The following is a 25,531-nucleotide window of genomic DNA, read 5'->3' on the forward strand; positions in this document are numbered from 1 at the left end:
CGACCCTTCGATGGACCATTTTCAGCTTCGTAACGGCGTCCTTTACGCCGAAGACGTGCCCCTGCCGCGCATTGCGGAGGCGGTGGGCACGCCCGTCTATGTCTATTCGCGCGCCACGCTGGTGCGCCATGCCCGCGTGTTCCGCGAAGGCCTCTCGGCCCTCGACAATCCGCACATCGCCTTTGCGGTGAAGGCGAACCCCAACCTTGCGGTGCTGAAGGTGCTGCAAAAGGAAGGCTATGGCGCCGATGTGGTTTCGGGTGGAGAAATGGCCCGCGCGCTGGCCGCCGACATGGCGCCGCGCGACATCGTGTTCTCGGGCGTGGGCAAGACCCATGCCGAACTGCTCCAGGGTCTCGAGGCCGGGATAGGGCAGTTCAACCTCGAATCCGAGGAAGAGGGATACGAACTGGCGATGCTGGCCGAACGGCACGGCAAGCGCGCCGCTTGCGCGCTGCGCGTGAATCCGGATGTGGATGCGCGCACCCACGCGAAGATTTCTACCGGCAAGCGCGAAAACAAGTTCGGCGTGCCGATCGATCGTGCCGCGGCGATCTATGCCGCGCTTGCCGCGCAGCCGGGGCTGGATATGCGCGGCATCGCCGTGCACATCGGCAGCCAGCTTTCCGACCTTGAGCCGATGGAGACCGCGTTCGCGAAGGTGGGCGCGCTGATCGCGGACCTGCGCGGACAGGGCCTTTCGGTCACGCATGCCGATCTCGGCGGCGGGTTGGGTGTGCCATACAAGGCAGGCGACGTGATGCCTTCGCCCGCCGAATACGGCGCGATGGTGGCCCGCGCGACGCGGGGCTGGGACGTGCGCCTGATGTTCGAGCCGGGGCGCGTGATCGCAGGCAACGCCGGCGTTCTGATGACGCGCGTGATCCGTTCGAAGCGCAGCGGTAACGGTCCGCCGTTCGTGATCGTGGACGCCGCGATGAACGATCTTGCCCGGCCCGCGATGTACGGCGCCTGGCACGATTTCGAAGCCGTCGAACCCACGGGTGATCGCATGACCGCACACATCGCCGGGCCGATCTGCGAAACCGGCGATACGTTCGCGATGGACCGCGAAACAGATGCGCTGAAGTCCGGCGATCTTGCCGTGTTCCGCACCGCCGGAGCCTATGGCGCGACAATGGCATCCAGCTATAACAGCCGGGGTTTTGTGGCCGAAGTGCTGGTGGATGGAGACAAGTTCGCCGTCGTCGCCGATCGCATTGCCCCGCAGGCGATCCAGGATGCCGAGCGGGTTCCGGACTGGCTGGCCTGACATGAAAAGCCTGCCGCTGTTCCACCGCGTTTCCGGCCAGCCGGTGATCGTGCTGGGCAGCGGGGAGGCGGCGAAAGCGAAACGGCGGCTGGTGGAACGGGCCGGCGGACAGGTTTTCGATTCAATCGACGAAGGCGTGGATCGCGGTGCGCGGCTTGCCTTCGTTGCGCACGAAAGCGCGGCGGCGACCGAGGCCGATTGCCTGCGGCTGCGCGGGCTGGGCCTGCTGGTGAACGCGACCGACAGGCCCGAACTTTGCGATTTCACGGTGCCATCGCTGGTCGACCGCGATCCCGTGCTGGTCGCGGTGGGGACGGGCGGCGCATCGGCAGGGCTGGCGAAAGCGTTGCGTCTTCGGCTTGATGCACTGCTGCCACAGCGGCTGGGCGCCCTGGCGAATGCCCTTTTCGCGGCGCGCGGCCGATTGCGCGCGCGCTTTCCCGAAGCGGCGGACCGTCGCCGCGCGCTCGATGCGGCGCTCGACGCGGGCGGCCCGCTGGACCCGCTCGACGGCGACGCGGCGGAGAGGGTCGAGGAATGGGCCGAAGGCACGATGGGCGATCATGCGGTGCGGGTTGAAATCCGGCTCCGCTCGGTCGATCCCGACGAACTGACGCTGCGAGAGGCGCGCTGGCTGGGCCGTGCCGACGTGCTGGTGATCGACGGGGCGATCCCGCCCGCCATCCTGGCCCGCGCCCGCGCCGACGCGGTTCGCGTTCCCGCGGGCACCAGGGTTCCGCTCAAGGGAACCGTGGTTACGCTTCGCGTGTCCTAGGCGGCCCGGTCGTCGTTCGGCTTTAGCAGGAAGTTCATCCAGGCTGACGCCACCGGCTTGTCGCGCGCGTCCTGCCAGGCTTCGACACGAAGATTGGCCACGCGCCGTCCGGACCGGATGATCCGCCCCATCGCGAACGTGCGTTGCTCTGTCCCGCCGCGCAAATATTCGATCGAGATGTTGACCGGCTTGAAACGCACCTGCACGCCCTTTTCGTCAAGCGCGGCATGCAGCGCGGCATGGGCCGCCATTTCCAGCAGTCCGCCCAGCGCGCCGCCGTGGAGATATCCGGGGCGGCCTTCGATCTTGTGGCTGAAATCGTAGGCGAGCACCGGCACGCCATCGTCGAACCGGTCCACCTCCATGCCCATGGTGCGGGCATAGGGCGGCAGCACCGAAGCGATGCGCTGGATTTCGTCGTCCATGTCGCTCAACCCTCGCCGATCAGGATGAAGATGCCCGCGGCATGGGCAATCGGATCGTCAAGATCGCCTTCATGGGCAATACCGCGCACAAAGGCCATCGACCGCTTGATCTGATAGCATTCGCCGCGACCGTAGATCTTCTTGCCCGGCGTTGCGGCGCGCAGATAGTCGATACGCAGATCCAGCGTGACCTGAGGCTGGAACTTTCCGCGCTTCACCCAAACCCCGATCGACGTCGCGTTGTCGAGTAGCGAGATGACCGGGCCGGATGCCAACACGCCCGTTTCCGCCATGCCGACCAGGTCTTCGCGCCAGGGCAGGGCAAGTTCCACCCAGTTATCGCCGTGATCGGAATATTCCATCCCGATATAACCGCTGTGGCCGCGCCCCGTCATCGACGAACCCAGGGTTTTCGGATCGAAGTCCCTCGCCAGTTCGGTGAACAGGGCCCACGCGCTTTTGCTGTTTTCCGGATCGCTCCCCATTCCCGGTTCCTGCCTGCCCGCGGATGCTGTTGCAATCTTTTAATTCGCCTGTTTCGCGTGGTTGCGCTCCTTTCGGATGCCCGGTGCAAGGCCGGTTGCCGAATGGAGAATAACCGAAATGAACCTTCCTGACCTCGCGATCGAAACGCTTCCGGACCTGCCGCTGGAAAGCGGCGTGTTTGGTTCCACCAGCCGCCCCGACGCAGGGCTTTCGATGGCGGATGACCTTGTGATCGTCATCATGGTCTACACCTACAACCGTAATGAACCTTCCTGACCGGTTGATCATCGTCATGGTCGATATCCACACCCGCTTCCGGGCGGCCCATGCGGATTGACCCCGCGATGGCGGCGCTGCGCGACGATCCTTCGCCGGTCGTCGCGCAGTCCCGCGCCGCCGGAGAAGCGCTGGATGCCTGGCGCGCGGGTGCCGCGACGCGCGCCGTGCTCGATGCGCTGGACGCCTATGGCGCCGGCAGGCCGCTGGCCGGGTGCACGGCACTGAACGCGGCAATGGAACCGGAGTCGGCGCGTCATTTCGTCTCGGGCGTCATGGCGGCGCTGGTTGGCGCAATGCGGTCCGGCCCGCTCGGCCAGCCGCGGCTGGTTTCCTCCAGCGTGGGCGCGATTCACCGGCTGACGCTTGCCGCCAGCGGCCGCGCCGTGCTTTCGCTGGCGCTGGTTGATGGCGATGCACTGGCGCAAGGGCTCAGCCGGATTTCCCCGCGCGTCGTTTTCCAGCCGGGGGAAACCTGCCTGACCATCTTGTCGGGGCGAGGGCGGGGACGGATCGCGCGGCTTGGCGCGGGCGACCTGCACCTGCGCCGTGTTGCCTTTCTGCCGGTCGCGCTCAATTCCGGCAAACGGCTTTTGCTCGATGCCGGGTGCGAAGCGCTCGACCTGCTTGGTGTCGACGGGTCGTTGGTGAGCCTGCGCCTGCATCGCCGCGCGGAGGAGATACAGCCGATCCGCGAATACGATCTGGAAACGGGCAGCCTGGTCCACCAGTCCGCCGGCGAACCGCGTGAGAGCCGCCTTGCGCTTGCGGCGGCATTGCTGGGTCGCATGAAGCGGCGCGATGCACTTCCCGCGCTGGGCGCACTGGTGCGCGGCACGGGAAGCGCGGAACTGCGCTGGCAGGCCCTGCGCGAAGCATTGGCGCTCGATACCGCGCAAGGCTTCGCCCTGTTGCGGGAAATCGCCGTGCGGTGTGACGATCCGCTGGCATCGGCTGCGGTCCGGCTATCGCAGGATCTGTGTGCCCGGCATCCGCAACTCGCCGCCCTTGCAGGAGACGCGCTTTGCCCCGCGTAATCGACTGCGCCGACCAAGGTGCAATTTCGCTGGCCGAATGCACGGACCGGCTGGCCCGGCGCGGCTTCGACCCGGCCGATGAAGAAAGCCTGCACGAAGCCGCGCGAGACTTGCGTCGGCTGGGCAACGATCGCTCTTTCCTGGGCGATCTTTTGCTGGATGAGCTTGAGCGTGGATTTTCGGCGGCGGCCGAACATGGCGAAAGCTATGGGCCGCAGGTGGTCATGCTGGCAAATCCGTGTGGCGATTGCTTCCTGCGTGCCAACATCTGGCCCGCCGCCAGCGAAACGATCCTGCGCGCCAGCGGCGGCGATGCCTTTGCATTCGGATTGCCGCACGATCACAACTTCGATTTCCTGACGCTCGGCTATTTCGGCCCCGGCTATCGCAGCGACTATTATACCTACGACTATCAGGCTGTTGCGGGCTGGAGCGGCGAACCCGCGCACTTGCACTTTGTTGAACGCGGCGGTCTGAAAGAGGGCGAGATCATGCTTTATCGCGCGCATCTCGACGTCCACAGCCAGATCCCGCCAGAGGCGCTTTCGGTTTCGATCAATGTCATGCACATGGACGCCGCGCAGGGTTGGTTCGATCAGTACGCCTTCGATACGCGGAACGACACGGTACTGCGGATCCTCAGCCAGGGCGCCAACGACGTGGTGCTGCGCATGGCCGTGGCGATGGGAAGTGACGATGCGCGCGCACTGGCAGAGGATTTCGGCCTTCGCCATCCCAGCGACCGGATGCGCCTTGCCGCATGGGACGCGCTGGCGCTGGCCGACCCTGCCCCCGCATCGCGCGTGGCCATCTGGGAGCGGGCAGAGGCGCGCGGAAGCCCGATGGTCTCGCGCGAGGCGCAGCGCCGACTTGCCCTCATTCCGGCGTAGTGATTCCGCCTTAGGTCCTGACCCTAGAATGCGGAGCCGGCCAGCGCGTCTATCGCGCCTTGCAAAATCAGCGCGGCGGCGTGCGAATCGATCCGGTCAGAACGTTTCGCGCGGCTGAAATCCTGTTCTATCATCGCCCGTTCGGCAGCCTGCGTGGTCCAGCGTTCGTCCCACAACAGGATCGGCAGGCCGAATTCGGCAAGGTTGCGCGCCATCGCGCGGGATGCCTGGCTGCGCGGGCTTTCGCTGCCGTCCATGTTGAGCGGCAGGCCGATCACCATGCCTTTCACACCGCGCTCTTTCACAAGCGCCGCCAGTTGCGCCTTGTCGGCGGCGAATTTCCTGCGGGCGATCGTCTTGCCCGCGCCGGCAAAGCGCCAGCCCGCGTCGCACAGGGCGGTTCCGATCGTCTTCGTGCCGGCGTCGAGGCCGAGCAGGACCCCGCCATCGGGCAAAGCCGCCCGGAAATCGGGCACGAAGGACGTGATCAGTGCGTCTGCCACCAGGCCGCCTCGCGCCGTGCCGCGTCTTCGCGCAGGTTCACCCAGAACAACGGGATATCGTAAAGGTGATAGTTGTTGCCCGGCAGCACGAAACTGCCCAGATCGGGCGGGTCGCCGATCAGCAACATGCCGTCGGGCGCGCAGCGCGCCGGAACCTTGCCCGGTTCAATGGTGCCGTCGGTCAATTCGGAATTGGGAACCAGCGTGCCGTGGTTCGCGGCGGCATCGGCGCTCCCGCCCACGCTGCCGGTCAGCGGGTTGGTGCACAGGATCGGGGTGCCCGCGCGCGGCTTTCCGTCCAGACCGGGCCAGCGGCCATAGGCTTCGATCACCATCGACGGGTCCGCAGGCTCCGCAAAGCTTTCCCAGCTCATCACGCAACCGGCCTGGGTCGGCGTGGCGCAGGCGGGCAGGCCCATGAACGGCAGGTCGTGCACGGTCGATACCGGCCAGCCGATCACGTAGGCGGCGATCACCCGCTTCGCCAGCGGCGTGCCGGCCACCCGGTCTTTCAGCAGGTGCATCAGTTGCAGCGCGCCCTGGCTGTGCCCGGCAAGGATGATCGGCGTATCCTTCGGCGTGCTGGAGAGGAAATAGTCGAAGGCCTTGTCGATATCGCCATAGGCGAGGGCAACGGCCTCCTGCGCGGCGGGGCCGTCGGTCAGGAACGTGCCGATGGTCGCCTGGCGATAGCGCGGCGCCCACAGGTCCACCGAACGATTGAACGGGCTGGCCATCGCCTTTACCAGCAGATCGGCGCGCTGGCGGGAATCGTGGTCGTCCAGCGGGCCGTTCCAGTGTTCGCGGGCAAGATAGCTGGTCGGGTGGATGAAGAACACCGCCGCGCGCGATTGCGGCGCGGCACCCTGCTTCCAGCCCGATGGAATCCACTGCGCGGGATCGGTCGGCCCCTTGCCGGGGCGGGCGATCCACATTGCGGGATCGTCATAGACCTTTTCCGCCAGCGGCTTCTGCTGTTCGAAGGCGACGCGCGGCACGAAGGCGAACTTGGTCAGCTCGGTCGACCAGATGCGCATGGCAATCAGCGCTGCGATCACCAGGACGATCAGGAATGCGAAGAAATAAAGGAACTTGCGGGCCATGTTCTGGCGGTGCTCCGGTGTTCGGACGGGTCAGGATCGGTCGGGCATTGCCGGGGCGGATGCCGGCCCGGAAGAGGCTGGTTCTCCGTCCAGAGCGTTGCGGCGATTGGATTGGCGTTCAAGCGCGATCTTGAGCATCGCGACGAAAGGATCGGCAAGCGCAAGGCCCAGGATGCCGAACATCACCCCGAAGATCAGCTGCGCGCCCAGCACCAGCGCGGGGGCAAGGTCCACGGTCTTGCGCGCGACCATCGGCACGATGATGTTGCCGTCCACGGTCTGCACCACGACATAGACGATGATGCAGTAGATCCCCATGTCGACGCCGCCGGAAAAGCCGACAAGCACCATCAGTGTGCCCGAAATCGGCGCGCCGATGTTCGGCAGGAACGCCAGCAGCCCGGTCAGCAGGCCCAGCAGCGCGGCCATCGGCACACCGTAGATCGCCAGCAATACGCCGGTTGCCACGCCCTCTATCGCCATGCCCAGCAGGCGCCCGGCAAGCAGCATCCGCAACGATCGGCCCATGTGCCGCGCGGTTTCCTCGAAATAGCTGCGCTCTGCCGCGGGCAGCATCCACGAAATTCCGCGGCGGTAAAGCGCGGGCTCCAGCGAGATGTAGATCCCCAGGATCATGATCAGGAACAGCGTGGTCAGCCCGCCGAAAACGCCGCCGATCCAGCGCGTTACCGACCCCACGCCGTCCAGGACGGAACTCATCAGGCTGCGCAGGTCGAACTGCGCCACGTCTATGCCGTGGCTGCGCGCCCAGTCGAGCAGGTGGGTCACTTGCGCCTGGATCACGTCGGGCATCTGGGCCGCCTGGTTGGCGATCTGGTTGCCGCCGAAGATCACCAGCCAGACAAGGAACCCCGCGGTCGCGACAAGGACCATGACGATGCGGATGGTGCGCGGCAGGGGCAGCACCCGCCCGATCAGCCGCGCGCCGCCATCGATCATCGCGGCGAAGACGATTCCGCCGAAGATCACCAGAAGCGGCTGGGCAAGCAGGACCACAAGCGCGGCCAGCGCGGCCATGCCGATCCAGACCGCGGCTTTCTTCGCTTCGGTGCGGATCAGGACGTCGCGAAAGTCGGTCGGGCCGGGCTCGTGCGATTCGCCGCTGATCCTTGCCCCGCTTTCTCCCCTGTCCTTCATCGTTCGATCTTGCGCCTGTCGATCGGCGTGCGCAAGCTGGTGAGCGCGCGTTGGCGACGCAGGGACTTCCACCACGATAGCGGGTTCCAGCTTTCGCTGCCGTCGAGCGAGAAGGTGATGAATTCGGCCCGGCCGCCCACATCGGACAGCGGCACCGGCCCGCCAAGCCCCTTTTCTGAGATCGGCGCGCGGCTGTCCGCCGAAACGTCGCGGTTGTCCCCCATCAGGAACACGTGGCCCGGCGGGACGAGCGTTTCGGGATAATTGTCGAGCGGCTGGCCCTGTCGCAGGTCCACGATGCGATAGGTCGCGCCGTTGGGCATCGTTTCGCGCAGGATCGGAAGCTCGCAGAATTCCCTGCCCGATGCGTCGCGATAGCGCGCGCCGGGATAATCGGACGGGTAGCAGGGCTGGTTCGGGTCGACCGGCAGTTCCAGCGGCGGTTCCACTTCCTGCGGAACGGGCTTGCCGTTGAGGATGATCTGCCCGTTCTTCACCGCGATCCGGTCACCCGGCAGGGCCACGACGCGCTTGATATAGTCCTCGTCGTCGTTGGGCGGGACGACGATCACGATGTCGCCATATTGCGGATTATGCGGAAATATCCGCCACTTGCCACGCGGCAGGACGTGGAACGAAGCGGATGCCCAGTCCCAGCCATAGGGATATTTCGCCACGATCAGCCGGTCGCCCACCAGCAGGTTGGGCACCATCGACGTGGAGGGGATGTAGAACGGTTTCGCAACAAGGCTGTGGAAGGCGAGAACCAGCAGCAGCATCGCGCCAAGCCCGCGCAGTTCGGCCCACCAGTCGACGCCGGTTTCGGGTTCTGCGGGCGTTCCGGATTCCGCTGGGGCGTGGGAAGACGCTGGGTCGTCCGGCGACTGCTCTTCGTTCACAGCGCACGCGCCTCTATCACCACGAAGGCCTGGGCCCATGGATGATCGTCTGTCAGCGTCAGGTGCACGATCGCTTCGTGTCCGTCGGGCGTAATCGCCGCCAGCCGCGCCGCCGCACCGCCAGTAAGTGCCAGTGTGGGCGCGCCGGAGCGGGCATTGACCACGCCGATATCCTTCATGAAAACACCCGCCTTGAAGCCGGTTCCCACGGCCTTCGAAAAGGCCTCCTTGGCGGCGAACCGCTTCGCGTATGTTCCCGCGCGGGTATAGGGGCGGCGCGCGGCCTTGGCCCGCTCCACCTCCGTAAACACGCGCAGTTCGAAGCGCTCGCCAAAGCGGTCGAGCGAACTGGCGATACGCTCGATATTGCAGAGGTCGGAACCGATGGCGATGATCATCGCGCCGAATCCATCAGCTCGCGCATCCGCCGGATGCTTGCTTCCAGCCCGGTGAAAATCGCCTCTCCGATCAGGTAGTGTCCGATGTTGAGCTCCGCGATCTGCGGGATGGCGGCAACCGGCACCACGTTTTCATACGTGAGCCCGTGGCCCGCGTGGGGTTCGATGCCGTTCTTTGCCGCCAGTGCTGCCATGTCCGCGATACGCTTGAGTTCCGCCGCGCGTTCCTCGCCCGACAGATTCGCATATTCGCCGGTGTGGAATTCGACCACCGGAGCCTTGAGCTTCATCGCCGCTTCCACCTGCCGCGCGTCGGGCTCGATAAACAGGCTGACGCGGATGCCCGCATCGCCCAGCCGCGCGACCAGAGGAGCCAGCCGGTCGAACTGGCCCGCCGCGTCAAGCCCGCCCTCGGTGGTCCGCTCCTCGCGCTTTTCGGGCACGATGCAGGCGGCGTGGGGTTTGTGGCGCAGCGCGATGCCGACCATTTCTTCAGTCGCCGCCATTTCCAGGTTCAGCGGCAGATTGGTCGCCGCCCGGATACGCGCGATATCGTCGTCGCGGATATGGCGTCGGTCTTCGCGCAAGTGCGCGGTAATGCCGTCGCCGCCCGCGCCCGCCACCATTTCCGCCGCGCGCACCGGATCGGGATGGTCTCCGCCGCGCGCGTTGCGGATCGTCGCGACGTGATCGATGTTCACGCCCAGCCGCAGCTTGCCCGGGCTCAGCACGCTCGCCATCGGCATTATCCTTTCAGTTGAGCGGGAAGGGGCCGCGGGGTCAGGGCTTGGCGCGGCTGCCGGGCTTTACCGCGGGCGTCGCGGCAAGTTCGGGCGGCAGTTCGTCGTCGGCATAGGTCGGGAAGGATAGCGTGACGAGCGGGTAGAACGGAACGCCAAGATCGACGCTGCCCGCCGAACGGTCGACCAGCGCCGCCTCTGCTATCACTTCGCCGCCCGCGTCCTCTATCGCCTTGATCGCCTCGCGGCTGGAAAGGCCGGTGGTGACCACGTCTTCCACCATCAAAACCTTTTCGCCGGGTTCGATCGAAAACCCGCGGCGCAGTTCGAACGTGCCTTCGGGCCGCTCTACAAACATCGCTTCCACCCCGAGCGCGCGGCCCATTTCGTGGCCGATGATGACGCCGCCCATCGCCGGGGCGATCACCTTGCCGATCTGCTGGCGCAGTTCGCGCGGCATCTTCGCGGCAAGCGCCGCGGCAAGGCGCGACGCGCGCATCGGGTCCATCAGGACACGCGCGCATTGCAGGTAGTGCGCACTGTGCCGTCCCGACGAGAGCAGGAAGTGCCCTTCGAGCAACGCCTGGCTCGAACGGAACTCGGCGAGGACTTCTTCATCTTGCATGTCTTGAAACTTCTTCCATGATTTCGACGCCGCCCATTAGACGGCGACGTTGCGCTAGGTCAAAAATCGCCGTAGGGGCGGTTGAGTGGACGGGCAAGATATGCGAATGTGCTAATAAGCCCGCCGGGTTTGAAACAGGGGCGCACGGGGAAGTCATGCGCCGAACAGGGACAGGTGGAAACTACGGCGATGAGTCTTTCTGACACCATTCGAACCTTCGGCAAAGCGGCGCGCGGCGCGGCTCTTGCGCTCGCACTGACGATCGCGCCTCAGGCGATGGCTCAGGCCGCGGCTCCGGCCCAAGCACCGCTTCCGGCGGCCAATGCGGCCCCGGCCGCAGCCGGCGCGACCGCCGCGACCGATTCGGCAGCGACCGCCGCAGCGGCAGGCGATGCGGTAACCTATGTTCCGCAAAAGCCGGTTCCCGGCATCGGCATGCCGGTTGACGGGGGCATCACCTTCCAGAAGCAGTTCTCGCCCACCGGGCAGGAAGCTCTGGCGATGAACGATTACGTGCTGCTGCCGATCATCATCACGATCACCATTTTCGTGCTGATTCTGCTGCTGATCGTGATCGCGCGCTTCAACAGCCGTGTGAACCCGGTCGCTTCCAAGACGGCGCACAACACCATGATCGAAGTGATCTGGACGCTTGTCCCGGTGCTGATCCTGGTGGTGATCGCGGTCCCCTCGATCCGCCTTCTGGCCGCGCAGTACAAGGCGCCGCCGAAGAACGCGCTGACCGTAAAGGCCACCGGATACCAGTGGTACTGGGGTTACACCTATCCCGACAACGGCGGCTTCGAAGTCATTTCCTACATGCTCAACACCCCGGGTGAGCCGATCGTGAACCCCGGCGTTCGCGAAGACGGCACCAAGCCCTGGGACGGCCCGCACCACCTTGAAGTGGACAACCGCATGGTCGTTCCGGCCGGTGTGCCGATCCGCCTGCAGACCACCGGCGCCGACGTGATCCACTCGTTCGCCGTGCCGTCGCTGTGGTTCAAGCTCGACGCCATTCCGGGCCGCATCAACGAAAAGCTGCTCTATATCGACAAGCCCGGCGTCTATTACGGCCAGTGCTCGGAACTTTGCGGCACCAAGCACGGCTATATGCCGATCGCCGTCGAAGCGGTTTCGGTCCCGGTATTCAACGCCTGGGTCAAGCAGCAGGGCGGAACCGTCAACCCGGACATGGCGGGTGAAGCCGGCGTTGTTGCGCCGGCGGCCGATGCCAAGACCGTTCCCGCGGACGCGCAGGCGCCCGCTGCCACCGAATCGCCGGCGCCCGCCGCCTGAGCCGATAATCATCTGAAGGACAGGGACCAACAAGATGGCCTCCATTCCCGCCGAGACCGAGGGCTTCCAGGCCCACCACGATGACCACGCGCACGAGCACGACCACAAGCCGGGCTTTTTCGCGCGCTGGTTCATGTCGACCAATCACAAGGACATCGGGACGCTCTACCTTGTCTTCGCGATCTTCGCGGGGGTGATCGGTGGTGCCGTTTCGGGCATCATGCGCGCCGAACTGGCGCAGCCGGGTATCCAGTACCTTGGCTGGTGGGCCACGTTCCTTGGTGAAAACGGGGCTGATTTCAGCACCACGCTGCACCTGTGGAACGTGCTGATCACCGCGCACGGCCTGATCATGGTGTTCTTCATGGTCATGCCCGCAATGATCGGCGGGTTCGGCAACTGGTTCGTGCCGCTGATGATCGGCGCGCCGGACATGGCCTTCCCGCGCATGAACAACATCTCGTTCTGGCTGACGGTTGCCGGCTTCTGTTCGCTTATGATTTCGGCCTTCGTGCCGGGTGACGCAGTGGGCAACGGCGCCGGTACGGGCTGGACGGTCTATGCTCCGCTATCGACATACGGGTCGCAAGGGCCGGCGGTCGATTTCGCGATCTTCTCGCTGCACCTTGCCGGTGCGGCCTCGATCATGGGCGCGATCAATTTCATCACCACCATCCTGAACATGCGCGCTCCGGGCATGACGCTGCACAAGATGCCGCTGTTCGTGTGGTCGGTGCTCGTCACCGCGTTCCTGCTTCTGCTGGCGCTGCCGGTGCTGGCCGCGGCGATCACCATGCTGATCACCGACCGTAACTTCGGCACCACGTTCTTCGATGCTTCGGGTGGCGGCGATCCGGTGCTTTATCAGCACCTGTTCTGGTTCTTCGGCCACCCCGAGGTTTACATCATGATCCTGCCGGGCTTCGGCATGATCAGCCAGATCGTCTCGACCTTCTCGAAGAAGCCGGTGTTCGGCTATCTCGGCATGGCTTATGCCATGGTCGCGATCGGCGTGGTCGGGTTCATCGTGTGGGCGCACCACATGTACACCACCGGCCTCGACCTCAATACGAAGATGTATTTCACCGCCGCCACGATGGTTATCGCGGTGCCGACCGGCATCAAGATCTTCTCGTGGATCGCGACGATGTGGGGCGGCAGCCTTGAGTTCAAGTCGCCCATGGTCTGGGCGCTGGGCTTCATCTTCCTGTTCACCGTCGGCGGCGTGACCGGCGTGGTGCTTGCCAACGGCGGCATCGACGACAACCTGCAGGACACCTACTACGTGGTGGCGCACTTCCACTATGTGCTGTCGCTGGGTGCGGTGACCTCGCTCTTCGCCGGGTTCTATTACTGGTTCCCGAAGATGAGCGGGCGGATGCATTCCGAGCTGCTCAGCCACATCCAGTTCTGGGTGTTCTTCGTGGGCGTGAACCTGATCTTCTTCCCGATGCACTTCCTGGGCGTTCAGGGCATGCCGCGCCGGTATCCCGACTATACCCCGGCGTTCGAGTACTGGAACAAGATCGCGACCCACGGCTATGAAATCATGAGCGTCAGCGTGGTGATCTTCTTCATCAACATCGCCTATGCGTTCATCGCCGGAAAGAGGGCCGCGCCCAACTATTGGGGCGAAGGCGCGACCACGCTTGAGTGGACGCTGTCGAGCCCGCCGCCGTTCCACCAGTTCGAGACCCTTCCGGTCATCGACGACAAGGCTCACGCCTGAGCCGGGTAACGACGGACCGAACACCGAACACCCCGGTCCGGAAGGGCCGGGGTGTTCTGTTTCGGAGCCGTGAATTTGGTGGCCAGCCGCACGTCGGATAGCCGCCGGGGAGAGTGCAATGGTCGAAATGCGACGGATCGATGCAGGAGAGCTGACCTTGCGTGCCGCCGTTGCGGGAACGGGTCCGCTCGTGCTGATGGTCCACGGCTTTCCCGAAAGCTGGTATTCGTGGCGTCACCAGATCGGCCCGGTCGCCGACGCTGGCTTTACGGCCTGCGCGATCGACGTGCGCGGCTATGGCGGGTCTGACAAGCCGCAAGAGGTTTCGGCCTATGCGATGGAGCGCATCGTGGGCGATGTTGTGGGCGTTGCCAGGGCGCTTTCGCCCGATGCGCCCGCCATCCTTGTCGGCCACGATTGGGGCGCACCGATCGTGTGGAATTCGGCGCTGACCCATCCCGAACAGTTTCGCGCCGTCGCGGGGATGTCTGTCCCGTTCGCCGGTGTGCCTGAGCGCCCCTTTACAGAGGTGTTCCGTGAACACTTCACTTCGAAGGGACGGTTCTTCTACCAGGAATACTTCCAGGAACCGGGCGTCGCAGAGGCGGAGGCCGAAGCCGATCCGCGCGCATTCGTGCGGCGCATGATGTATTCGATTTCAGGGGACGTTCCGTCGGGCGATTACTGGAGCAAGCCGGCGGGCGCGACGTTCCTTGAAGGGCTGCCGGACGTTGACGATCCGGACGGGCTGCCGGCGTGGCTGACGGATGAAGACCTTTCGTTCTACGAAGCGGAGTTCCGGCAGTCGGGATTTCGCGGGCCGCTCAACCGATATCGCAACCACGAAGCAGACTATGCGTGGCTGCAGGGCTGGAAAGGCAAGCGGATCGAACAGCCCGCGCTGTTCATCGGCGGGGACCGCGATCCGGCAACGGGCCTTTTCGGCGCGGTATCCGATCCGGTGGCCATGATGCGCATGTTCGCGCCCAAAGTGGAAGGCCATGTCCTTGAAGGATGCGGACACTGGACCCAGCAGGAACGGCCCCGACAGGTCAACGCGCTTTTGCTCGACTGGCTGAATCGGCTGGAAGCGGGTAATTGATGCAATCCATGTCCCAAACGATTCAACCGACGATGCCCGCAGACTGGCGAGACTTTTACGCGCTGACCAAACCGCGCGTGATGAGCCTTGTCATATTTACCGGGCTTTGCGGAATGCTGGCGGCCCCGGTGTCGATCCATCCGGTGCTGGGCTTTACCGCCATCCTGTGCATCGCGGTTGGCGCGGGCGGGGCGGCGGCGCTCAACCAGTGGTGGGAAGCCGATATCGACGCGGGCATGAAGCGCACGGCCAAACGTCCGCTTCCCGCCGGGCGGATGGACCGCACCAGCGCGCGCGATTTCGGCGTGGCGCTTTCGGTCGGTTCGGTCCTTGTCATGGGCCTTGCGATCCACTGGCTCGCGGCGGCGCTGCTGGCGCTTTCGATCGTCTATTATGCGTGGTTCTACACCGTCTGGCTGAAGCCGCGCACCCCGCAGAACATCGTGATCGGCGGCGGCGCGGGGGCGTTCCCGCCGCTGATCGGCTGGGTGGCGGCAACCGGGCACGTCACGCTGATGCCGGTGCTGTTGTTCCTGATCATCTTCTTCTGGACGCCGCCGCATTTCTGGGCGCTCGCGCTGTTCGTGCAGACCGATTATGCGAAGGTGGGCATTCCGATGATGCCGGTCGTCGCCGGGGAAGCGTCGACCCGCCGACAGATCCTGATCTATGCGATTGTCCTGCTGCCGCTGGCCCTGACACCGTGGCTGATCGGCGGGACGGGCGCGGTATATGGCGTGTCGGCGCTCGTCCTTGGCACCGCGTTCCTGATCTTCGCCGCGCGGGTGGGCTTGCGCCGCACGGGTGAGAACGATGCGATGAAGCCGGAAAAGCGGCTTTTCGCGTTCTCGATCCTCTATCTTTTCGCGCTGTTCGCCATGCTGGTTGCGGACCGTTTCGCGAGCGTGCAAGGGTGGCTGGCATGACCGAGGATCGCGACGACAAGGACGAAACCCCGATCCGTGAATATCACGGTGCGCCGGGCGATATCCGGTGGGATACCCTGTCAGAGGAAGAAAGCAGGCTGATCCGCGCTCGCCAGCGTTCGCGCAATCGCGCGCTGGCGCTGGTGCTGGTGGCCCTGGTGGTGCTGTTCTTCGCGATCACCATCGTGAAGATGAAGGTCAAGGGGCAGATGTAAGGCGGCATGGCCAGCTCCGCTCCACGAAACAGCGCCCCCGGAGGCGACGAGGCGCAGCACAGCCGGAACAGGCGCGTGGGCCTGATCATGGCGCTGGTGGCGCTTGGCATGCTGGGGCTCGGCTATGCGGCGGTGCCGCTGTATCGCGTGTTCTGCCAGGTCACCGGCTATGGCGGCACGCCCAAACGCGTGGACGAAGCCGCGGCCAGTGGCGTGAAAGCGATCGGCAAGCCCATGTCCGTGCGCTTCGATGCCAACATCGATCGCGACATGCCGTGGGCGTTCAAGCCGGAACAGACCACGCAGGACGTGATCATCGGATCGCGTTCGATGGCGTTCTTCACGGCGGAAAACAATTCGGACAAGACCATTACCGGCACCGCCAGTTTCAACGTGATGCCCGAAGCGGCGGCCGCCTATTTCAACAAGATCCAGTGCTTCTGCTTTACCCAGCAGACGCTGAAACCGCATGAAAAGGTGCGGATGCCCGTCATCTATTACGTCGATCCGAAGATCCTTGAGGATCCCGATTCGAAAGACACCGAACAGATAACCTTGAGCTATACGTTCCACGTCTCGCCCGACAGTCCGTCGCTCCAGACAGATTGAGCCACGTGGGACAAGGGACCGGAAAGTGACTGGACCGGGCCGCAGGGCGGCGATAAAGGCGTATTGACAATCACAGGGCCGCGCGCGGCGAGCCTCAGCCATATGTGGGGGAAATAGACAGATCATGGCCGGCACCAAGAACCACGACTATCATATCCTGCCGCCCGACATCGTCCCGTTGACCACGACGATCGGCGCACTGACGTTCACTTCGGGCATGGTCCTGTTCATGCACTCGTTGCCGGGTGGCCATTTTGTGCCCTGGCTCGGCATGGCGATCCTGCTTGCTTCGATGTTCCAGTGGTTCACGAAGATCGTCGCCGAAGCGAAGGCGGGTGACCATACGCCGGTGGTGCAACTGCACCAGCGCTATGGCATGATCCTGTTCATCGCTTCGGAAGTGATGTTCTTCGTCGGCTGGTTCTGGGCCTATTTCGATTTCGCCCTGTTCCCGTCGCAGCTTTCCGACGTGATCGGCGGCCAGTGGCCCCCGAAGGCAATCGAAGCGGTGATGGACCCGTTCGACCTGCCGCTGCTCAACACGCTGATCCTGCTGTGTTCGGGCACCACGGTCACCTGGGCGCACCATTCGCTGATCCACGGCGATCGCGACGGTTTGAAGAAGGGGCTGTGGGCAACGATCCTGCTGGGCATGCTGTTCACCTCGCTGCAGGCTTACGAATACCTGCACGCGCCGTTCCCCTTCGGCAAGAACACCTATGGTTCGGCGTTCTACATGGCGACCGGCTTCCACGGCTTCCACGTGATCGTCGGCACGATTTTCCTGATGGTCTGCCTGAAGCGCGCCTACAACGGCGATTTCACGCCGCGCCAGCACTTCGGCTTCGAAGCGGCGGCATGGTACTGGCACTTCGTCGACGTGGTGTGGCTGTTCCTTTTCGTGGTGGTCTACATCTGGGGCGGCTGGGGCTATCCGACGCACTGATGGCCGACACGCCGGAAAACGAAACACCGGACAAACAGACGGAAGGGCAGCCCGGCTTGGTCGCGGCTGCCCTTTCCGCTTCGTGTCCCAAGTGCGGCACCAAGGGGATGCTGTTCGACGGCATCGCCCAGTTCGCCAAGCGCTGCCGCGTGTGCGGACTCGATTATACGCAGTTCAACGTGGGGGACGGGCCTGCCGCGTTCCTGACGCTGATCATCGGGACAATCATCGTCATCCTTGCCATCGCGGTCGATTTCGCATGGGCGCCGCCGCTGTGGGTCCACGCGATGCTGTGGATTCCGATAACCGCCGCCGCCGTGATCGGTTCGCTGCGCGTGGCAAAGGCGGCGCTTCTGATTGCCGAATATCGCCGCAAGGCCGGCGAAGGCCGGATCAAGGACGAGTGACCCGGTTCGCCGGGCAGACAAGGCCATGATTCGCCGCATCCCCGTTTTTCCGACGCTGCTCGTCCTTGCAGCGGTAGCCACGATGGTCTGGCTTGGCGTGTGGCAGCTTCACCGCCTTGCATGGAAAGAGGGGCTGCTTGCGCATTACGCGGCGGCCGAAAACAATCCCACCCCCGTTCCCTGGCCCGGCGATCCCGACGCGGTCGAGCAGGCGCTGTTCCGGCGCAGCTCGGTCGATTGTGTATCGGTTGCAGGTGTTGACGCACTGGCCGGTCGCAGCGCCTCGGGGCAGACGGGCTGGGCGCAGGAAGCGCACTGCACCCTGGCTGGCGGCGGAAAGGCGGATGTCGTGATCGGTTGGGCGGCCCGCCCCGAAACGGCCACGTGGTCGGGTGGAAAAGTGAGCGGCATCGTAGCCCCCGGAGCGCGGGGGACCGCGCGGCTGATCGCCGACAGGCCGCAGGCCGGCTTGCAGGCAAACGCCCGCCCCGACCAGAGCGAGATCCCCAACAACCACTTCGCCTATGCCGTGCAGTGGTTCACTTTCGCGGCCATCGCGCTGATCATCTATGTCCTTGCCTTGCGCAAGCGCCTTGCCGGGGACGGCGTGCGCCGCTAACCGCGCGGTTCATGGACTACGTCAGCACTCGCGGCAGCGCGCCCGCGCTCGATTTCCAGGGTGTCACCCTCGCCGGCCTCGCTTCGGACGGCGGCCTTTACGTGCCGCGCGAGTGGCCGCGCTTCACAGAGGCCGAGATCGCCGCGATGGCGGGCCTGCCCTATGCAGAGCTTGCTGCAAGGGTCATGCAACCCTTCGTGGGGGACAGCCTTTCGCCCGATTGCCTGCTGGACCTTGCACGGCAGGCTTACGGCCGCTTCGCGCACGTGGCGGTAACCCCGCTGGTCCAGCTGGATGAACGGCAATGGGTGCTTGAACTGTTCCACGGCCCGACGCTGGCGTTCAAGGACGTGGCGCTTCAACTGCTGGGCCTGCTGTTCGAAGAGTTCCTGGCGCGCGGGGACGAACATATCACCATCGTCGGCGCGACAAGCGGCGATACCGGATCGGCGGCCATCGACGCGGTGGCCGGCCGGGCCAAGGTGGATATCTTCATGCTGCACCCGCAAGGGCGCGTTTCCGATGTGCAGCGCCGCCAAATGACCACGGTGCTGGCCCCCAACGTGCACAACATCGCCATCGACGGCAGCTTCGACGATGCCCAGGCGATGGTGAAGCGGATGTTCGCCGATACGGCGATGACGGGTCGTTTCGCGATCAGCGCGGTCAATTCGATCAACTGGGCGCGGCTGATGGCGCAAGTCGTCTATTATTTCGCCAGCGCGCTGCAACTGGGCGCGCCGCACCGCAAGGTGGCCTTCAGCGTTCCCACCGGCAATTTCGGTGACGTGTTCGCCGGTTATGTGGCGGCGAAGATGGGCTTGCCGATCGAACGGCTGATCGTGGCGACCAACGTCAACGATATCCTGCATCGCGCGCTTTTGACCGGCGATTATTCGGCCGGAACCGTCACGCCCACGGCCGCGCCTTCGATGGATATCCAGGTCTCTTCCAACTTCGAACGCCTGCTGTTCGACGTGGGCGGGCGCGATGGCGCGGCGCTGGCCGAACAGATGCGCGGCTTCGAAGCGAAGAAGGCCATGCAGCTTACCAATGCGCAGCGCGAAGGCGCCGCGGCGTTGTTCACCTCGGCGCGCGCCGATGCGGGCGATATGCAGCAGGCGATGCGCTGGGCCTATGAGGAAACCGGGCAAGTGCTTGATCCGCATACCGCCATCGGCCTCCATGCGGCGCGCGCGGCCGAAGGCCTGCCGGCGGATGTGCCCGTGGTTACGCTTGCCACCGCGCATCCGGCCAAGTTTGTCGACGCAGTGGAGCGCGCAACCGGCTTCCGTCCGCCGCTACCCGCCCGCGTGGGCGACCTGTTCGAGCGTGAGGAACGCTTCGACGAACTGCCGGGCGATTACGATGCGGTGGCAGCCTATATCGCAGAGCGGGCGACACCGCGCGGCGGATGATGGCCGGTCTCGATCCGCAATCGAAGCTGCTCGCGGGGGAGAGCTGGGCCGATTTCGGCCTGATCGACAGCGGTCACGGCCGCAAGATCGAGCGATACGGGCCTTATCGTTTCATCCGTCCCGAACCGCAGGCGATGTGGGCGCCGCGCCACGGCGACTGGCAGGCCGATGCCGAATTCGTGCCGGGTTCGGACGAGGACGGCGGTGGCCGCTGGCGGTTCGATAACCCGGCCCCGCGCGAAGGTTGGGAGCTTGCCTGGCCGAACGGCGGCGAATCGGTGCATTTCACATCGTCATGCACCCCGTTCCGCCACCTGGGTTTCTTTCCCGACATGGCCCCGGTGTGGGACTGGATGGGGCAGCAACTGGCCGGTCGCACCGATGCGGCGACGATGAACCTGTTCGGCTATACCGGCGTCGGCACGCTGGCCCTTTCCCGATACGGGCCGGTCACGCACGTCGATGCATCGAAGAAGTCGGTTGCCCAGGCGCGTGAAAACGCCGCGCTTTCGGGCATGACGGAGCGCCCGGTGCGCTGGATCGTGGACGATGCGGCCAAGTTCGCCGCGCGCGAAGTGCGTCGCGGGCGGCGCTATGACGGCATCATCATGGACCCGCCGAAGTTCGGGCGCGGACCGGGCGGAGAGGTGTGGCGCCTTGAAGAACATTTGCCCGCGCTGGTCGCAGACAGCCGCAAGCTGCTGGATGGTGACAGCCGCTTCCTGTTCCTTACCGTTTACGCGGTGCGGATGAGCAGCCTTGCGATTGGCGGATTGTTGGCCGACGCCTTTGCCGACATGCCGGGCATCATCGAACACGGCGAACTGGCGATACGTGAGGAAGGACCGGGCGGGCGCTTGTTGCCTACCGCGATCTTCGCGCGCTGGCGCAACGGCTGAAGGTTTGGCGATGGGCGCCCGCGATTTTCTGTTGATGGTCGTCGTCTGCGTCGTCTGGGGATTCAGCAACGTCCTGTCGAAAGTTGTGGTGGGGGAATGGGACGTCCCGCCGCTGTTCTTCGCCGCGATCCGGTTTGGACTGGTCGCCTTGCTGACGGCGCCCTGGCTGCTGCCGGTGCCGCGACCGGCATGGCGCATCGTTGCCGTGGGGCTGGCGATGGGCGCGGGCAGCTTTGCCCTGCTGTTCGTCGGCCTGAAGACGGCAACGCCTTCGGCTGCCGCAGTGGTCGTGCAGGCGGGGGTGCCGATTACCACGCTGCTTTCCGTGCTTGTGCTGGGCGAGCGTATTCACTGGCGCAGGGGACTTGGCATCGCATTGACGCTGGCGGGCGTGCTGGTGGTGATCTGGAAGCCGGGATTTGCGCTGTCTACCGGCCTGCTTTTCATCCTGGCGTCTGCCTTCACCAGCTCCATCGGGGCGATCATGATGAAGCAGATGCCCGATATCGCACCGCTGCGCTTCCAGGCGTGGGTGGGCTTGTCCACAGCAGTGCCCTTGGCGGCAATTTCCTGGGTCATCGAAAGCGGCCAATGGCAGACCGCCCACGCGGCGGGGTGGCCGTTCGTTGCCGCCGTGGTTTTCTCGGCCGTTGTCGTCTCGATCGGAGCGCACACGGCGTATTATGGATTGATCGCCCGGCATGAGGCCAACCTCCTGGCGCCGCTGACGCTGATGACGCCGCTGTCCACGATCGCGCTTGGCATCCTGATCACCGGGGACCGGCTTGACGCGCACATGGTCGCGGGCGCGGTGCTGGCACTGGCCGGCGTGCTGATCGTGGCGGTCCGGCGCAGCAGCGCGCCAGTGGTCGAAGTCCAGGAACGCGCCTGATCTAAGCCCCTGCAAGCGACCCAACGTCGCCAGCGGACTTGATGGCCCAACCCCTGCGAGGCGGGCCGGTGTGGCCGAAAAGCGCTCTAATCCAGCGCCGCCGTTTGCAGGCCAAGGCCCGGCACGCCGACCGTGCGCCTTCCGCCGAAATCGGTGCGCACCACGATCAGCCCGTCACGTTCCATGTAATCGAGCAGGCGCCGGATGCGGCCGGGCGAGTGTGTACCGTAAAGCCGGCCAAGCACGTCGTCGTCCGGGCAGGGTTCGCCCTCGATGGCCGCGCGTCCGATGGCAAGGAACGGGGCAAGCATATCGTCGGGCACGTTGCGCGCGGCTTCCAGCAAGCTGGCCCAGCGTTCGTCGCCCGCATCTTCCATGCCGTTGAGCGCAAGCGCGAAAAGGCGGCGGAAGCGGACGGCGTCCAGACGCGGATCGCCGATCCGCTCCATCCGGCAGCGGACGGAGAAATCCTGCATCAGCGAAGACGTGGGCTGGAACGTGGCGTCGGGCTCATCCGCCATGGCGCGCAATATGCCAAGGAACACGGCTTCGCGCTCCGCGTCGTCGAGCGGGGGCGGTGCGGTGCGTTCGTCGCCATCGGGCGGTGCCACCGCATCGGGCAGCGAAAAGCTGGAGATCGTTTCCACCAGCCGCTCGCTCTCGTCGCTCGACGCGCGGCGCGGCGGGGGCGGGGCGGGAACCTGCTCGTCTTCCGCCCAATCGGCAAAGAGCATGGCCTTCATGTCCTCAGGGCTCGCGTCCGGCAGGGGGGCGAGCGCGGGCGCGGCGGTTTTCGCGCCGGTCTTTACCGGGCCGATCCGCACCGACACCGGCCGGCGGCTGATCGCCGGGCCAAGGCCCAGGAAATGGCCGCGCGCAAGATCGCGGATCTGTTCCGCCTGCCGCCGCTCCATGCCCAAAAGGTCGGCCGCGCGCACCATGTCGATGTCCAGGAAGGTGCGGCCCATCAGGAAGTTCGAGGCTTCCGCAGCCACGTTCTTGGCCAGCTTGGCAAGGCGCTGCGTCGCGATCACCCCGGCTAGTCCGCGCTTGCGACCCCGGCACATCAGGTTGGTCATCGCCGCAAGGCTGAGGCGGCGAACTTCGTCGGAAACGTCGCCTGCCGCCGAAGGGGCGAACATCTGCGCTTCGTCCACCACGACCAGCGCGGGGAACCACTGTTCGCGCGGGGCATCGAACAGCGTGCCCAGGAATTGCGCGGCGCAGCGCATCTGTCCTTCGATCTCCAGCCCGTCCAGCGCCAGGACAACCGAGGCGCGGTGCTGGCGGATGCGGGCGGCGAGGCGGGCGATGCCGTTCGCATCGTGTTCGGAACCGTCGATCACGACATGGCCGAAGGGCTCGGCCAGCGTCACGAAGTCGCCTTCCGGGTCGATCACGATCTGCTGGACCAGTCCCGCGCTCTCTTCCATCAGGCGACGCAGCAGGTGCGATTTTCCCGAACCGGAGTTGCCCTGCACCAGCAATCGCGTGGCGAGAAGTTCCTCCACGTCTATCGCAACGGATTTTCCGCCCGTTTCCTCGCCGATGATCACGCTTGCGCCCACCCGGTTCGCTTAGGCAATCGGGTGCGGGGCGGACAAGGGCGGCGGGCTGCCGCGCTGGGGAAAAAGAAACGCGTGCAGAATGAAACCCGCGCCGGCGTGGACTTTTGGCCATAGGCCTGCCAAGGCGCAACGCCTGATTGCTGCAGGAATATTGCCTTGGCCGACAGCCTGTTTCTCGAAGTCGCGAATATCGAATCCGATGTGCTTACCGGGATCTACTCGGAAGAAACCGGGCGTCCGCAGCCATTGCGCATCACGATCCGCGCCGAACTGAAGGCGCTGGACTTCTACGGGCCGGATAATCCGCTGGATGACAGCAAGAATTATATGGACCTCAAGTGGTCGGCCACGGAAGGCCTGCCGCGCGGGGTGCATTTCAAGTTGATTGAGGCCGTGGCCGATCACATCTGCGCCACGCTTTTCGCGCAGGACACGCGCATCCTTTCCGTCGAGGTGAAGATCGTCAAGCTGGCGATCAGCGAACATGGAGAGGAAATCGGCATCACCATGAAGCGGGACCGCAAGGGGTGAGCGCGGAACGTCCGCTTGCGCTGGTAACCGGCGGCTGGCGGCGCATCGGCGCGGCCATTGCCCGCACGCTGGCGGCGGACGGATGGGATCTGGTGCTCCACGCACACCATTCCGACACGTTCGAGGACGGGTTGCAGGCGGCGCTTGAAGCGAGCGGCGCGACCGTTTTCCGCGTGATCGCCGATCTTGGTCACGCGCCCAGCGCAGAGGCGCTTCCGGCCAATGCCCGGCGGCTGGCGGGAAGGGCCGCCTCGCTGCTGGTGAACAATGCCTCGCTTTTTTCGGAAGATACGATCGGCACGGTAACCGCGGATGCGCTTGAAGGGCATTTTCACGTGAACCTTTTCGCCCCGGTCCTGATGGCCCGCGCCTTCGCGGCAGAGCTGGACGGCGGGAAGGGCGCCATCGTCAACGTGCTGGACCAGCGGGTGGCCAACCCGGTGCCGGACCAGACCAGCTATACCCTGTCCAAGCAGGCGCTCCATGCCGCCGTGCGCACGCTGGCGCGATCGCTGGCGCCGCGCATAAGGGTGAACGGTGTAGCCCCCGGCCTGACCTTGCCGACTGACGATTACGGCGATGACCAGTGGGAACGACTGGCACGGCTGATGCCGCTCGATCGGCTGGCCGAACCGGGAGAGATCGCGGAAGCGGTGCGCTATCTCGCGCGGGCGGGCGCGGTTACGGGGCAGACGGTGTTCGTCGATGCGGGCGCGCATCTTGAGTCTTACCCGCGAGACTTCGTATATATGGAAACGTGACCCAGTCCGCCCCGCCTCTTTCCGCCGCACCGCTTGTCGACCGGTTCGACCGGCGCATCACCTATCTTCGCCTGTCGGTGACAGACCGGTGTGACCTTCGCTGCGCCTATTGCATGCCAGAGCGGATGGAGTTCCTGCCGCGCGCGGAAGTCCTGACGCTTGAGGAAATGCACCGGCTGGCGCTCTCTTTCATCGATCGCGGTGTGACGAAGATCCGCCTGACCGGTGGCGAGCCGCTGGTGCGACGCGACATGATGCAGCTGGTAAGGGCGCTTGGTCGCAAACTGGGTGACGGGCTGGAAGAGCTGACGCTTACCACCAATGCCACCCGGCTGGCGGAATTTGCCGACGATCTGCGCGCAGCCGGGGTGGAGCGGGTCAACATCTCGCTCGACACGCGCGACCCGAACCTTTTCCGCCAGCTTTCGCGACGCGCCGTGCTGCCGCAGGTGCTGGACGGGATTGCCGCCGCGCGTGAAGCGGGGCTTAAGGTGAAGATCAACACCGTCGCCCTGAAAGGGCTGAACGAAGCGGAAATCCCTTCGCTGGTCGAATGGGCGCACGGGCAGGGTTTCGACCTGACGCTGATAGAAGTCATGCCGCTGGGCGAAGTGGAGGGCGACAGGTTCGATCATTACCTCCCGCTCGACGCGGTGCGGCGCGATCTGGAAGGGCGCTGGTCGCTTGCCGATATCCCGCTGCGCACCGGCGGTCCTTCGCGCTATGTCCAGGTGGCCGAAACGGGCGGACGCATCGGCTTTATCACGCCGCTCACCGGGAATTTCTGCGCGGGCTGCAACCGCGTGCGGGTGACGGCGACGGGCCAGCTTTTCATGTGCCTTGGCGGCGAAGGCCAGGTGGACCTGCGCGCGGCCTTGCGCTCGGCCGATCCCGACGCGGCGCTGGCGCAGGCGTTCGAGCGCGCGATGGGCGAAAAGCCCGAAAAGCACCACTTCGTTATCGATCGTCCCGGCGCGGCACCGGCGCTGGCGCGCCATATGTCGACCACCGGGGGCTGACGC

At 65.2% G+C, this 25,531-nt stretch carries 30 protein-coding genes; 20 read left to right on the plus strand and 10 right to left on the minus strand.

All coding sequences use genetic code 11. The features are described 5' to 3' along the window. Window positions 1-10: 10 nt before the first annotated feature. Together lysA and RXV95_RS04430 are read left to right on the plus strand one after the other, a co-directional pair. On the plus strand, window positions 11-1,273 hold the full coding sequence (gene lysA / locus RXV95_RS04425; protein WP_338467804.1) for a diaminopimelate decarboxylase: 1,263 nt from the start codon (window positions 11-13) through the stop codon (window positions 1,271-1,273). Further along, window positions 1,242-2,048 carry a siroheme synthase gene (locus tag RXV95_RS04430; protein WP_338467805.1) on the plus strand — a complete coding sequence of 269 codons (807 nt, stop codon included), beginning with the start codon at window positions 1,242-1,244 and terminating at the stop codon, window positions 2,046-2,048. The genes lysA and RXV95_RS04430 overlap by 32 nt, the downstream gene beginning before the upstream one ends. On the opposite strand, the gene RXV95_RS04435 is transcribed toward RXV95_RS04430, so the two are convergent. Further along, a complete protein-coding gene (locus tag RXV95_RS04435; RefSeq protein WP_338467806.1) occupies window positions 2,045-2,473 on the minus strand; it encodes a hotdog fold thioesterase in 429 nt (142 codons plus the stop codon). The genes RXV95_RS04430 and RXV95_RS04435 overlap by 4 nt on opposite strands. Before the next feature lie 5 nt (window positions 2,474-2,478). Then, on the minus strand, window positions 2,479-2,868 hold the full coding sequence (locus tag RXV95_RS04440; RefSeq protein ID WP_338468495.1) for a PaaI family thioesterase: 390 nt from the start codon (window positions 2,866-2,868) through the stop codon (window positions 2,479-2,481). A 208-nt stretch (window positions 2,869-3,076) separates the two neighbouring features. Between RXV95_RS04440 and RXV95_RS04445 the strand changes: the two genes are divergently transcribed. Genes RXV95_RS04445 through RXV95_RS04455 form a run of 3 tightly spaced genes read left to right on the plus strand, consistent with a single transcriptional unit; the run spans window position 3,077 to window position 5,162 of the window. Further along, complete coding sequence (locus RXV95_RS04445) at window positions 3,077-3,235, plus strand: hypothetical protein (protein WP_338467807.1); 159 nt, start codon at window positions 3,077-3,079, stop codon at window positions 3,233-3,235. Window positions 3,236-3,285: 50 nt separating this feature from the next. Beyond that, a complete protein-coding gene (locus RXV95_RS04450) occupies window positions 3,286-4,272 on the plus strand; it encodes a hypothetical protein (RefSeq protein WP_338467808.1) in 987 nt (328 codons plus the stop codon). Further along, window positions 4,260-5,162, plus strand: a complete 903-nt coding sequence (locus RXV95_RS04455) for a transposase (RefSeq protein WP_338467809.1) — start codon at window positions 4,260-4,262, stop codon at window positions 5,160-5,162. The genes RXV95_RS04450 and RXV95_RS04455 overlap by 13 nt, the downstream gene beginning before the upstream one ends. Before the next feature lie 23 nt (window positions 5,163-5,185). On the opposite strand, the gene ruvX is transcribed toward RXV95_RS04455, so the two are convergent. The 7 genes from ruvX to pyrE are packed head-to-tail and all read right to left on the minus strand — an operon-like array spanning window position 5,186 to window position 10,588. Continuing rightward, the gene (ruvX, locus tag RXV95_RS04460) at window positions 5,186-5,668 is read right to left on the minus strand and encodes a Holliday junction resolvase RuvX (RefSeq protein ID WP_338468496.1); all 483 of its coding nucleotides are present in this window, start codon (window positions 5,666-5,668) and stop codon (window positions 5,186-5,188) included. Continuing rightward, entirely contained in the window at window positions 5,650-6,768 is a 1,119-nt protein-coding gene (locus tag RXV95_RS04465) for a DUF3089 domain-containing protein (RefSeq protein WP_338467810.1), read from the minus strand. The genes ruvX and RXV95_RS04465 overlap by 19 nt, the downstream gene beginning before the upstream one ends. Window positions 6,769-6,798: 30 nt before the next feature. Then, window positions 6,799-7,926 (minus strand): AI-2E family transporter, encoded by a 1,128-nt coding sequence (locus RXV95_RS04470; protein WP_338467811.1) that lies wholly within the window; start codon window positions 7,924-7,926, stop codon window positions 6,799-6,801. Continuing rightward, a complete protein-coding gene (gene lepB / locus RXV95_RS04475) occupies window positions 7,923-8,825 on the minus strand; it encodes a signal peptidase I (protein WP_338467812.1) in 903 nt (300 codons plus the stop codon). The genes RXV95_RS04470 and lepB overlap by 4 nt, the downstream gene beginning before the upstream one ends. After that, window positions 8,822-9,223, minus strand: coding sequence for a holo-ACP synthase (acpS, locus tag RXV95_RS04480; protein ID WP_338467813.1), 402 nt, complete (start codon window positions 9,221-9,223; stop codon window positions 8,822-8,824). The genes lepB and acpS overlap by 4 nt, the downstream gene beginning before the upstream one ends. Next, a complete protein-coding gene (locus RXV95_RS04485) occupies window positions 9,220-9,963 on the minus strand; it encodes a pyridoxine 5'-phosphate synthase (protein WP_338467814.1) in 744 nt (247 codons plus the stop codon). Before RXV95_RS04485 ends, acpS begins: the two co-directional genes overlap by 4 nt. Before the next feature lie 40 nt (window positions 9,964-10,003). Then, window positions 10,004-10,588, minus strand: a complete 585-nt coding sequence (gene pyrE / locus RXV95_RS04490; protein ID WP_338467815.1) for an orotate phosphoribosyltransferase — start codon at window positions 10,586-10,588, stop codon at window positions 10,004-10,006. Window positions 10,589-10,777: 189 nt separating this feature from the next. Between pyrE and coxB the strand changes: the two genes are divergently transcribed. From coxB to RXV95_RS04550, 12 genes are all read left to right on the plus strand, one after another. Next, on the plus strand, window positions 10,778-11,887 hold the full coding sequence (gene coxB, locus RXV95_RS04495) for a cytochrome c oxidase subunit II (RefSeq protein WP_338467816.1): 1,110 nt from the start codon (window positions 10,778-10,780) through the stop codon (window positions 11,885-11,887). A gap of 34 nt (window positions 11,888-11,921) precedes the next feature. After that, window positions 11,922-13,616, plus strand: a complete 1,695-nt coding sequence (ctaD, locus tag RXV95_RS04500; protein ID WP_338467817.1) for a cytochrome c oxidase subunit I — start codon at window positions 11,922-11,924, stop codon at window positions 13,614-13,616. Between the two features lie 118 nt (window positions 13,617-13,734). Further along, on the plus strand, window positions 13,735-14,718 hold the full coding sequence (locus tag RXV95_RS04505) for an alpha/beta hydrolase (RefSeq protein ID WP_338467818.1): 984 nt from the start codon (window positions 13,735-13,737) through the stop codon (window positions 14,716-14,718). 8 nt (window positions 14,719-14,726) lie between these two features. Continuing rightward, a complete protein-coding gene (locus tag RXV95_RS04510; RefSeq protein WP_338467819.1) occupies window positions 14,727-15,644 on the plus strand; it encodes a heme o synthase in 918 nt (305 codons plus the stop codon). Further along, on the plus strand, window positions 15,641-15,859 hold the full coding sequence (locus RXV95_RS04515) for a hypothetical protein (RefSeq protein ID WP_338467820.1): 219 nt from the start codon (window positions 15,641-15,643) through the stop codon (window positions 15,857-15,859). Before RXV95_RS04510 ends, RXV95_RS04515 begins: the two co-directional genes overlap by 4 nt. A gap of 6 nt (window positions 15,860-15,865) precedes the next feature. Next, complete coding sequence (locus RXV95_RS04520) at window positions 15,866-16,468, plus strand: cytochrome c oxidase assembly protein (protein ID WP_338467821.1); 603 nt, start codon at window positions 15,866-15,868, stop codon at window positions 16,466-16,468. A 124-nt stretch (window positions 16,469-16,592) separates the two neighbouring features. Next, window positions 16,593-17,414: a cytochrome c oxidase subunit 3 gene (locus tag RXV95_RS04525; RefSeq protein WP_338467822.1), complete on the plus strand. Its 822-nt coding sequence runs from the start codon at window positions 16,593-16,595 to the stop codon at window positions 17,412-17,414. Next, a complete protein-coding gene (locus RXV95_RS04530) occupies window positions 17,414-17,821 on the plus strand; it encodes a DUF983 domain-containing protein (RefSeq protein WP_338467823.1) in 408 nt (135 codons plus the stop codon). Before RXV95_RS04525 ends, RXV95_RS04530 begins: the two co-directional genes overlap by 1 nt. A gap of 25 nt (window positions 17,822-17,846) precedes the next feature. Beyond that, entirely contained in the window at window positions 17,847-18,440 is a 594-nt protein-coding gene (locus RXV95_RS04535; RefSeq protein WP_338467824.1) for an SURF1 family protein, read from the plus strand. An 11-nt stretch (window positions 18,441-18,451) separates the two neighbouring features. Then, window positions 18,452-19,858: a threonine synthase gene (thrC, locus tag RXV95_RS04540; protein WP_338467825.1), complete on the plus strand. Its 1,407-nt coding sequence runs from the start codon at window positions 18,452-18,454 to the stop codon at window positions 19,856-19,858. Continuing rightward, on the plus strand, window positions 19,858-20,757 hold the full coding sequence (locus tag RXV95_RS04545) for a class I SAM-dependent methyltransferase (RefSeq protein WP_338468497.1): 900 nt from the start codon (window positions 19,858-19,860) through the stop codon (window positions 20,755-20,757). Before thrC ends, RXV95_RS04545 begins: the two co-directional genes overlap by 1 nt. 10 nt (window positions 20,758-20,767) lie before the next feature. Beyond that, window positions 20,768-21,649 (plus strand): EamA family transporter, encoded by an 882-nt coding sequence (locus tag RXV95_RS04550; protein ID WP_338467826.1) that lies wholly within the window; start codon window positions 20,768-20,770, stop codon window positions 21,647-21,649. An 86-nt stretch (window positions 21,650-21,735) separates the two neighbouring features. On the opposite strand, the gene RXV95_RS04555 is transcribed toward RXV95_RS04550, so the two are convergent. Then, window positions 21,736-23,217 carry an ATP-binding protein gene (locus RXV95_RS04555; RefSeq protein WP_338467827.1) on the minus strand — a complete coding sequence of 494 codons (1,482 nt, stop codon included), beginning with the start codon at window positions 23,215-23,217 and terminating at the stop codon, window positions 21,736-21,738. 156 nt (window positions 23,218-23,373) lie between these two features. On the opposite strand from RXV95_RS04555, the gene RXV95_RS04560 reads away from it, so the two are divergent. From RXV95_RS04560 to moaA, 3 genes are read left to right on the plus strand one after another with little or no spacing between them, the layout of a single operon-like run. Then, window positions 23,374-23,748, plus strand: a complete 375-nt coding sequence (locus RXV95_RS04560; protein ID WP_338467828.1) for a dihydroneopterin aldolase — start codon at window positions 23,374-23,376, stop codon at window positions 23,746-23,748. Continuing rightward, complete coding sequence (locus RXV95_RS04565; protein ID WP_338467829.1) at window positions 23,745-24,509, plus strand: SDR family oxidoreductase; 765 nt, start codon at window positions 23,745-23,747, stop codon at window positions 24,507-24,509. Before RXV95_RS04560 ends, RXV95_RS04565 begins: the two co-directional genes overlap by 4 nt. Further along, entirely contained in the window at window positions 24,506-25,528 is a 1,023-nt protein-coding gene (gene moaA, locus RXV95_RS04570) for a GTP 3',8-cyclase MoaA (protein ID WP_338467830.1), read from the plus strand. Before RXV95_RS04565 ends, moaA begins: the two co-directional genes overlap by 4 nt. The last annotated feature ends 3 nt before the right edge of the window (window positions 25,529-25,531 follow it).

It is taken from the genome of Novosphingobium sp. ZN18A2, assembly GCF_036784765.1.
Classification (GTDB): domain Bacteria; phylum Pseudomonadota; class Alphaproteobacteria; order Sphingomonadales; family Sphingomonadaceae; genus Novosphingobium.

Excerpts from the sequence above, each read along its gene's own strand:
- lysA (WP_338467804.1), top strand. The coding sequence starts at position 11 with ATGGACCATTTTCAGCTTCGTAACGGCGTCCTTTACGCCGAAGACGTG.
- RXV95_RS04430 (WP_338467805.1), top strand. The coding sequence starts at position 1,242 with ATGCCGAGCGGGTTCCGGACTGGCTGGCCTGACATGAAAAGCCTGCCG.
- RXV95_RS04435 (WP_338467806.1), bottom strand. The coding sequence starts at position 2,473 with ATGGACGACGAAATCCAGCGCATCGCTTCGGTGCTGCCGCCCTATGCC.
- RXV95_RS04440 (WP_338468495.1), bottom strand. The coding sequence starts at position 2,868 with ATGACGGGGCGCGGCCACAGCGGTTATATCGGGATGGAATATTCCGAT.
- RXV95_RS04445 (WP_338467807.1), top strand. The coding sequence starts at position 3,077 with ATGAACCTTCCTGACCTCGCGATCGAAACGCTTCCGGACCTGCCGCTG.
- RXV95_RS04450 (WP_338467808.1), top strand. The coding sequence starts at position 3,286 with ATGCGGATTGACCCCGCGATGGCGGCGCTGCGCGACGATCCTTCGCCG.
- RXV95_RS04465 (WP_338467810.1), bottom strand. The coding sequence starts at position 6,768 with ATGGCCCGCAAGTTCCTTTATTTCTTCGCATTCCTGATCGTCCTGGTG.
- RXV95_RS04470 (WP_338467811.1), bottom strand. The coding sequence starts at position 7,926 with ATGAAGGACAGGGGAGAAAGCGGGGCAAGGATCAGCGGCGAATCGCAC.
- acpS (WP_338467813.1), bottom strand. The coding sequence starts at position 9,223 with ATGATCATCGCCATCGGTTCCGACCTCTGCAATATCGAGCGTATCGCC.
- RXV95_RS04485 (WP_338467814.1), bottom strand. The coding sequence starts at position 9,963 with ATGGCGAGCGTGCTGAGCCCGGGCAAGCTGCGGCTGGGCGTGAACATC.
- pyrE (WP_338467815.1), bottom strand. The coding sequence starts at position 10,588 with ATGCAAGATGAAGAAGTCCTCGCCGAGTTCCGTTCGAGCCAGGCGTTG.
- coxB (WP_338467816.1), top strand. The coding sequence starts at position 10,778 with ATGAGTCTTTCTGACACCATTCGAACCTTCGGCAAAGCGGCGCGCGGC.
- ctaD (WP_338467817.1), top strand. The coding sequence starts at position 11,922 with ATGGCCTCCATTCCCGCCGAGACCGAGGGCTTCCAGGCCCACCACGAT.
- RXV95_RS04505 (WP_338467818.1), top strand. The coding sequence starts at position 13,735 with ATGGTCGAAATGCGACGGATCGATGCAGGAGAGCTGACCTTGCGTGCC.
- RXV95_RS04510 (WP_338467819.1), top strand. The coding sequence starts at position 14,727 with ATGTCCCAAACGATTCAACCGACGATGCCCGCAGACTGGCGAGACTTT.
- RXV95_RS04515 (WP_338467820.1), top strand. The coding sequence starts at position 15,641 with ATGACCGAGGATCGCGACGACAAGGACGAAACCCCGATCCGTGAATAT.
- RXV95_RS04520 (WP_338467821.1), top strand. The coding sequence starts at position 15,866 with ATGGCCAGCTCCGCTCCACGAAACAGCGCCCCCGGAGGCGACGAGGCG.
- RXV95_RS04525 (WP_338467822.1), top strand. The coding sequence starts at position 16,593 with ATGGCCGGCACCAAGAACCACGACTATCATATCCTGCCGCCCGACATC.
- RXV95_RS04530 (WP_338467823.1), top strand. The coding sequence starts at position 17,414 with ATGGCCGACACGCCGGAAAACGAAACACCGGACAAACAGACGGAAGGG.
- RXV95_RS04535 (WP_338467824.1), top strand. The coding sequence starts at position 17,847 with ATGATTCGCCGCATCCCCGTTTTTCCGACGCTGCTCGTCCTTGCAGCG.
- thrC (WP_338467825.1), top strand. The coding sequence starts at position 18,452 with ATGGACTACGTCAGCACTCGCGGCAGCGCGCCCGCGCTCGATTTCCAG.
- RXV95_RS04545 (WP_338468497.1), top strand. The coding sequence starts at position 19,858 with ATGGCCGGTCTCGATCCGCAATCGAAGCTGCTCGCGGGGGAGAGCTGG.
- RXV95_RS04550 (WP_338467826.1), top strand. The coding sequence starts at position 20,768 with ATGGGCGCCCGCGATTTTCTGTTGATGGTCGTCGTCTGCGTCGTCTGG.